Annotated in this window: 8 protein-coding genes and 1 pseudogene; all 9 read left to right on the top strand. The window is 55.6% G+C overall.

What is annotated here, in order from left to right; translation table 11 throughout:
• Nucleotides 1–1470: DUF637 domain-containing protein (locus AC1DQR_RS39870; RefSeq protein WP_477135092.1), on the top strand; the 1470-nt coding region annotated here is incomplete at its 5' end.
• Nucleotides 1467–1874 (top strand): hypothetical protein, encoded by a 408-nt coding sequence (locus tag AC1DQR_RS39865; RefSeq protein ID WP_477135091.1) that lies wholly within the window; start codon nt 1467–1469, stop codon nt 1872–1874. The genes AC1DQR_RS39870 and AC1DQR_RS39865, both read left to right, overlap by 4 nt.
• 104 nt (nt 1875–1978) lie before the next feature.
• Nucleotides 1979–3058 carry a hypothetical protein gene (locus tag AC1DQR_RS39860; RefSeq protein ID WP_477135090.1) on the top strand — a complete coding sequence of 360 codons (1080 nt, stop codon included), beginning with the start codon at nt 1979–1981 and terminating at the stop codon, nt 3056–3058.
• Between the two features lie 421 nt (nt 3059–3479).
• Entirely contained in the window at nt 3480–3683 is a 204-nt protein-coding gene (locus AC1DQR_RS39855; protein WP_477135089.1) for a DUF4926 domain-containing protein, read from the top strand.
• A gap of 325 nt (nt 3684–4008) precedes the next feature.
• Nucleotides 4009–4626 (top strand): hypothetical protein, encoded by a 618-nt coding sequence (locus AC1DQR_RS39850; protein WP_477135088.1) that lies wholly within the window; start codon nt 4009–4011, stop codon nt 4624–4626.
• Nucleotides 4627–4816: 190 nt separating this feature from the next.
• A complete protein-coding gene (locus AC1DQR_RS39845) occupies nt 4817–5596 on the top strand; it encodes a hypothetical protein (protein ID WP_477135087.1) in 780 nt (259 codons plus the stop codon).
• Nucleotides 5597–5812: 216 nt separating this feature from the next.
• Nucleotides 5813–5911, top strand: a pseudogene (locus tag AC1DQR_RS39840) (DUF2846 domain-containing protein); the annotation flags it as partial.
• A gap of 225 nt (nt 5912–6136) precedes the next feature.
• A complete protein-coding gene (locus AC1DQR_RS39835) occupies nt 6137–6391 on the top strand; it encodes a DUF7660 family protein (RefSeq protein WP_477135086.1) in 255 nt (84 codons plus the stop codon).
• A 150-nt stretch (nt 6392–6541) separates the two neighbouring features.
• Nucleotides 6542–6928 carry a barstar family protein gene (locus tag AC1DQR_RS39830; RefSeq protein WP_477135085.1) on the top strand — a complete coding sequence of 129 codons (387 nt, stop codon included), beginning with the start codon at nt 6542–6544 and terminating at the stop codon, nt 6926–6928.
• The last annotated feature ends 299 nt before the right edge of the window (nt 6929–7227 follow it).

Genomic DNA, 7227 nt, shown 5'->3' with positions numbered 1-7227 from the left:
CAGATGACGCTGGCGCAGGCGATGATCGTGGCCGCCCTCTCCAGCATGGCCAGTAGCGCTTTCACCCAACTCGCGTCCGGCCAAGGGTTGAACTTCGGGAAGCTGGCGACGGCCGGCGCGATTGGCGCGATCACGGCGGGCTTGACCAAGGGCATCACCTTTGACGGCAGCAGCTTCGGGGTGAGTGCATGGGGGAAGTCCCTGGAGGGAACAAATACCCTGGCAAACCTCGCGGGCACGACCAACGTCGGTGGCGTGTTGCAGGCGGCCCAGAATGGCGCGACCGGCACGCTGGCACAGCAGGCCGTGGGCTTCGTTGGCACGGGCTTGATCAATGCCGGGGTTAGCACGGTGTTCAACGGGGGCAGCTTTGGAAATGCGCTCAAGGGCAGCCTGGTGGCGCAGGGAGCAGCACTGGGTGCCAACAGCATTGGCGCCAACACCGATCCGGGTTCCTTAGAGAGCATCGCCAGCCATGCGGCGCTCGGCTGTGTCGCGGGTGCGGCCGGCAGCGGTGACTGTGCGTCAGGTGCCATTGGCGGGGCGATTTCGGCGATGCTGGCCCCGGATGTCATCAGGATGATCGACCCGACAGGGGCACCGCTGTCGCCCGGACAGACTGCGCTGGTGACGGCGCTGTCGATGCTGGCCGGTGGTGGCTTGGCGGCGGCGCTCGGCCAGAACGCCACGGCAGCAGCCAGCGCCGCCCAAAACGAAGCGTTGAACAATGCCACGTCCGGCGACCACCCAGCGAGCGCCGCCAAGAACGGAGGGGTGTTGAGTGCCTTCGGCACCTGGCTACAAAATACCTACCGCGACCCGATCGGGGACCTCAGTCGATGGGGCAATCAGCTCATCGGCACTATGGTTGCCAACAACGGGCAGACGCCGCAGTCGGATCCGAACCCACTGATCGATGTGAGCAATGGTGGTAACCCGCCTGCTACGGGAGCAGCGGTGGTGACGCCTCCGATGGTCGCGTGTGGGCCAACAGGGTGTATCGTGACGCCTGGAATCGTGTCGCCGGGGGCGCCAGGCTACGTGCCGGGCAACGCAATTCTGTCAAGCGGCAACGGAGGGAATGGGGCGAGTTCCGACGCGAGTGGGAATGCTTCGGCCTCAAACACATCTGGGGATGCTGCGCGACTCGTTGGACAAGATCGTGAGACGGCTGTGGCAAACATTGTCAAGGGCTCGGTCTCCGGAGAGAAGGTGGCAGTACCTGGACTCGGCTCAACCGACATTGACGTTGTTGCTGCGAATGGCAACTTGGTAGCGGTTGGTGGTCCAGCGAAGGCCAATAACCTCGGGAAACTCGGGCAAGAGCTCCGCATCTACCAAGCGATCGCTGATCAACGAGGTGTATCGGCACAGGCCTACTTTGCTGAAGGTACACCGCAATCCGCTATTAACCTTGCGACTAAAATACTTGGCGCGGGTAACGTCAAAGTCTTTCCTGGGAGCCAATGATGGCGAGATTTGTATGTCGAGTATTGATTCCTGACACGCTTGAAGTAGCGTTCCTCTTTGTTGTGGAGCTGCTAAAGACCGTGGGCGTATCGCTTGCCAACCCGGGGAATGCCAAGATAACAACTTGGACGGACGATGGAGACCAGATTGAGGTTCTCGCTGCGACGCTAGCAGGCGAAGTGAATTCTGGCAACATTCACTGCGTTCAGTTCTGGAAAACCGAAAGTGAAGACGTGTTTGTCGCGTGGAAGCAAGAGCGTCTCGGATGGTCGTTTACCTTTTACCTCGATGGCGTGGATGCGGATATCGCGGTGGTGTTGACATCGAAGCTTGCAGAGGCCGTCCTGACAAAATATCGAACTCGATATGGGGACGGGGATGCACTCACCATTGCGCTTGAGTAGATGACTACCCACTAGCTTCAATCAATTGTGGCCTGGGCTGCGCGACGCAGAGCCTGTCTGGCGGCGATTGCGCTAGTGGTGCCATTGGCGGGACTACCGGTGCGGTGATATCGCCGCTGGTTGGCGGCGCGCTGGGAATCGAGACGAACGCTGACCGGGCCAACTCGTTGAATCAGGCTGTCGTGAGCGGTGCTTCGATGTTGGCCGGCGGTGCCCTTGCCAACGCGCTTGGGCAGAATGGCATATCGGCGGCAGGTGCCGCCCAGAATGAAGCCGCAAACAACTACCTGTCGCCAAAGCAAGCCGGCGCGCTAGAGCGTGCCAAGGCGCAATGCGCCGCAGGAGACGTATCCCAGTGTACTCTGCGGGATCAGCTACTGTCGCTGGACGCGACTTCACGCAAGCAATTGAATGCGTTGGCGGACGCTTGCGCGAACGGAAGCGCAGATGCATGCCGAACCGCACAATCGGCGGTGTCGCTTTTGAACAAGATCGCGAAGGGAGACGTGAAAGATTGTGGTGGTGGGGTGATTGATTGTCTGGCAGCCTATCAGCCAAGTGCACAGGAGCTTTCGGGGGTCGCGGCCAAGCTGCCCGGAGCGGGTAGCGGAGCTGTGGTGCCGACGGCAGATCCCATTTCGGCGGCGGCGTTGATTCGATTGGGCCTTGTCAATCCGGGTGCCGGACTTACTGCTGGTGTAAGCGCGGGTCTTGGGGAATATGTTAATCAGGTTCTGTTTGGGGACGGCTCGGTAAACTATGAGCGAATTGCGAATACCGCAGTGCTTGGCGGAGCGACTGCCCCATTTGGCGGCATTTTCTCTGGCTACGCGGGCACCGCGTTGATCGGAGGTAGTTCGAACGCCGCTGCGACCGCCTACAACAATAGTCAGACAGGTGCCCACGACTCAGCATTGGCCGCCATGGTGGTGGGAATGACCTTTGGGGCGGGATCCAAGGGCCTAGCTGACGGCGGGGGCTTGTTCCTGAGCCGTGCAATGAACTTCACGCGGCAGTATGATCCGGCGCTCGGAGTCCTCCTTCAAGCTCCTGGAGGCCGTCTCGTAGCAACTCCAATTCAGAGCATCGTACCGAGTACGTTTCGTGATTTTGGCACAGGCCTACTCCCGGCAACTGGCGGTGTGGTGCGTTTGCCGGAGGCGCCAAGAAACGATGGGAAATAGCAATGCAACACGAGAAGATGGTCAGGATACTGTGTGCCATATACCGGCACGATGGGGGGGACGCTACACCCTACGTGCGACGCTTTCTTGGGATGTCGGTTTTTTACCCGATCTGTTGGCTTGCTGCGTCGTTATTTCGTACTTTTCGAGGTGACGGGTGGCATTCGTTTTACCTAAACTATCTGGTGAGTGGAGAGCTGTTTCTGTTGGCAGGTTTCCTCTTGCTTCATCTATACCTCATATCGCGATATGGATGGCGCAAGTTCTTCCGGTTGGTGTACGACACACCATAGCGCGGTACGAGTACTAGTCCCGGAAAAGGTGCTGCCATCGGTCAAACTGGCCACCTTCGCTCAGGATGGATGATCCAGGCTGACGGCTCTTTGAAGTTGCATATACCTTTCTCGGGTTTCACGAAGGGATGTTAATGAAAATTCCGCTTCACAACCGCGTCCGCTATCTTGGTCGAGAGGGCTCATACGAGGGTCTCAGATGTGGGGACATCGGATACGTTATCGAAGACTATTGCGATGGCAACTACGAAGTCGAGTTCTCCAATCCCGATGGGACGACGAGGGTTCAGGCGGTCCTCGCGGGCAGCGATCTGGGACTGGCTGAGCATTAGGTGAAGATGACGCTCATTGAACCTTACAAAGAGTTCTGTGAAGAACTTGCATAGCGAGCTATCGGAGCATTCATACGGCAGCCCCTACCCGTCACGGCACCAGTATGTCACATGGGCGTGGCCGGTAGCGCTTTCACCCAGCTCGCTTCGGGACAGGGGCTGAACTTCGGGAAGCTGGCGACCGCCATGCAATTGGTGCAATCACCGCCGGGCTGACCAACCGCATCACCTTCGATGGCAGCAGCTTCGGAGTGCGTGCGTGGGGGCTCAGTACTTCGGACCGGGTGGGGCATCGAGCAAGTTCACGCTCAAAGGGCAGTAACCGATGTTTGACGACACTATTGACGAGGGACGTATGAGTCTGGGCGAAGGGGATGCTGTTTATCGGCAGCAGGCGTTTGATAACGTCGTGAAGGCACTGGATTTCGATAGGATGCTACCCGACCGTGTTCATTTTGGAACCTGGAGCGATTTTCTATTCTTCCAGTCCGACCACGTTTTCGCGTCAGACTTCCCGGAAATTGTGCGTGAACTCCTGAGTGTCGAACGGGCTAATATCGCGTGCCTACTCAACCTTGACAAGACCGAGAGGTTCGAGTTTGACTACATTGCGGCGATCTTCTTGGACGAGATGATCAGTGGAGTCGCGTACGACGACAAGTTACGCGGCGGCGGTCCTGCGAGTGGTTGGCTTTACAGGGTTGATAGGTATGCTTGTGCATCTGATGTTGGCGAGTGGTGCATCTATTGCGAGAAAAGCAACGATGTAGCGGTTATTGGGTTGCGTGGCATTGACGGTATCGGGAGATTCGAGATACCTCTGAAGCGACTGTGGGCTAAGCCGATAGACGAGTTAATTGATGGCGGGTGTTCTCCGGTCTTTCCTTTCGATCAACTGGTGCCAGCGTGGCGTCGGGGGTTAGTGAAAAACTACGGGCGATAACGCGATATGGCAGGATAGGAAAATCGCGGTCAGGGTTGAACTGGATGCTGCATACCAGAACAGAGCGGTCACAGGTAAAAGACGGACAGCCGTAACGCCTATGGGATGCAATAGAGACAGTAGGTGGCAGTGTGTATAAATTTAACCCTGAAAAGCAAGCATTGACCCCCGTTCTAATAAGGCCGTACTGATGAGTAAGAAAAAAATACGAATTTCAATAGCAACCAATATTGATACGACGGAGTGGGGATTTGGAAGGAGAGTGATTGAGGCATTCTGCAGCACAGATTCAAGATTGACGCCAGAGTATTTTGATAACAATGAAGCAATCACGAAGCCATTCAAAGGAGTGGCAGATTGCGAGGCGTTATGGGCTCCGGAGGTCGTTATTGATGCGGGCACAAACGATCGAATTATTACAAAATGGAACTCCATGTGGAGGCGGGGCAAGACGATAAAGTGTAGGGCTGACATGCATCACACCCTGCTGAATCAGCGTGGTCAGCTTCGACCAGGTTGGTTCACGTTCGATGCCGCTGCAGACAAAAAGGTCGACTGGTTGGGGCTATTTCGTCAATTGTGTGAATTGGCAGAGCCAAAATTTGCCGTTATGCATTTATTCACGGATATTGAGATCGGGCGTGGTGCATTCGGCGTGGGAGATGACGCCCGCATTGCGCAGGATGATTTTATCACTGGTACGCCTGCCGTTGCATTGGAGCAACGAGGTATCCCAAATCTCGCCTGGGCCACTTTCTTTGGCCGAGAGTATGCCGCAGAGGTCGATGCAAGAAAATTGCGAGATAATGATTTCATAATCGATGAGATCGACCAAGGCTCCCTATTGATATTGACGCCAAGACTGTTCGATGTGGCGGATAATTTTTTTCTATTTTCAACCCGGCGCGTGGAAGCCAAAAAACTGTTCAGGCCGGGAGTATTTCGAATCACCAATGAACCCCCGTTTTAGAGCATCGCCGATTGGGTGGGGCGCTCGTAGGAAGACCATGGCGGCGGCGACCGCTGGCACGACACCGGCGGGTGCACCACGCTCGGCAGTCTGGAATCCGGTATCCAGGCCTGCAACGTGCTGTCGGTGACGGCCGGCGGCCAGGTGCTCAACACCGGCAACCTGATGGGCAGCAAAGTCGACGGCACCGGCGCCGCCCTGGTGGACGGCTACGGTGGCCGCGTGGTGCTGGAGTTGGAAACGACCGACAAAGCCAAGGAGGAGCTGTCGTCCTTGAGCTATACCGGGGACGTGGTGAAGGCATCGGCAAAGTGAGTTGGCAACTCAGACTGGGCGGCGTCACGCTGGCATCGCTCGATTGATCGAGGAACAAGGGTGTGGAACGAAGCTTTGCCAGTTTATCGGATCGAAGATGGTCGGCTTCTCGAGAAAGTTGCGCGTTAGTAGTAAGCGATCGCATAGGCGATAAAATGGCCGCGCCGATCGGCGGAGAGATCAATTTTCTTCGAGGTGGGTTCGTTAATTGGGGGGGATATTAAAATGGAGCTAAACGAAAGAGTTGAACTGGTTCAGAGCAAAGAGGATCTCGCGGAATTTATTGTGCGGCTGCGTGATGACTTAATAATTAACGCAGAAAGCTGGGAAAATAATAATCTGGGTCAGTTCTTAGAGGCGATGGCGGCTTGGGTGTCGGCGATGGATTTATGGGCGAAGAACAAGGGGATTCCTCAAGTTGAAAGTCCAAGCTGGAAAATGGTCGCTCACATTCTGTACGCTGCAAAGATCTACGAGTAGGAATTTTGCAAATGATCTGAGCTGCTCCAGAGTAAAACTTATAGCCGGGCCAGGACCGCGGCGAATCGTTATGGGTAAAGGCGAGGAGGTCTACTATACTCCATGCCATTATCAAATTTATTCCTGTAAAAAATAGGCGGGAGCCTGTCCATGGAAAAATTGAGAGAATTTACCTTCGTTTCGAACGTGAGAGGATTTGCGGAGAGCGGAGCGCTTGTGGTGAGGGTTGCTGGAAATATCCAGACGCCAACACAGCTCTTTGAGCTACTTTACCAGTCTCTTACTCTGCCCGGTTACTTTGGATTTAACTGGAACGCCTTATTTGATTGCCTGCGAGACCTCCATTGGGTCAGCCAAATAAAAGTGATAGTCGTGCATGACGACCTCCCGTCACTACCGCCGTCTGAGATGAAAATGTATCTCGAAGTCTTGCGCGATTCCATTCTAGATTGGACGCCGGAGGAACCGCATTGTTTGGAAGCGATCTTCGATGAGAGTGATCGCATTCATATCGAGGCCGTGATTACAGAAGGTTAGTCGCGTATGAAAATCGAGGATTGGGGCAAGTTCACGACTGACTCTGTCAAGATGCCCAACGGGCAGTCCATGCAAGCTCACCTCTACCAGAATACAAAAACTGGCGCCGTGGATTACCAGACACAGGACTACAAGGTGACGGCATGCGGACGGCGTTGTTGCATAAATCCGGCTGTGCTAGCTGACGTTTACGCGCAACARCCAGGGTGGCACGTCTGTTAACTTTCCGGGGACTTGCGTAGATTCTCGACTTTTTCCCGAGAAGATGCGCAAGGACGAACACGAGCGAAGCGAGCCGA

The sequence above is a fragment of the Cupriavidus sp. 05L411 genome (assembly GCF_056398045.1).
Note: the sequence above shows the minus strand (reverse complement) of the source record. Positions and strands in the feature narration are given on the sequence as shown.

Bases quoted from the DNA above. Each gene is read 5' to 3' on its own strand.
- AC1DQR_RS39865 (WP_477135091.1), top strand. From the start codon at position 1,467: ATGATGGCGAGATTTGTATGTCGAGTATTGATTCCTGACACGCTTGAA.
- AC1DQR_RS39835 (WP_477135086.1), top strand. From the start codon at position 6,137: ATGGAGCTAAACGAAAGAGTTGAACTGGTTCAGAGCAAAGAGGATCTC.
- AC1DQR_RS39830 (WP_477135085.1), top strand. From the start codon at position 6,542: ATGGAAAAATTGAGAGAATTTACCTTCGTTTCGAACGTGAGAGGATTT.
- AC1DQR_RS39850 (WP_477135088.1), top strand. From the start codon at position 4,009: ATGTTTGACGACACTATTGACGAGGGACGTATGAGTCTGGGCGAAGGG.
- AC1DQR_RS39855 (WP_477135089.1), top strand. From the start codon at position 3,480: ATGTTAATGAAAATTCCGCTTCACAACCGCGTCCGCTATCTTGGTCGA.
- AC1DQR_RS39845 (WP_477135087.1), top strand. From the start codon at position 4,817: ATGAGTAAGAAAAAAATACGAATTTCAATAGCAACCAATATTGATACG.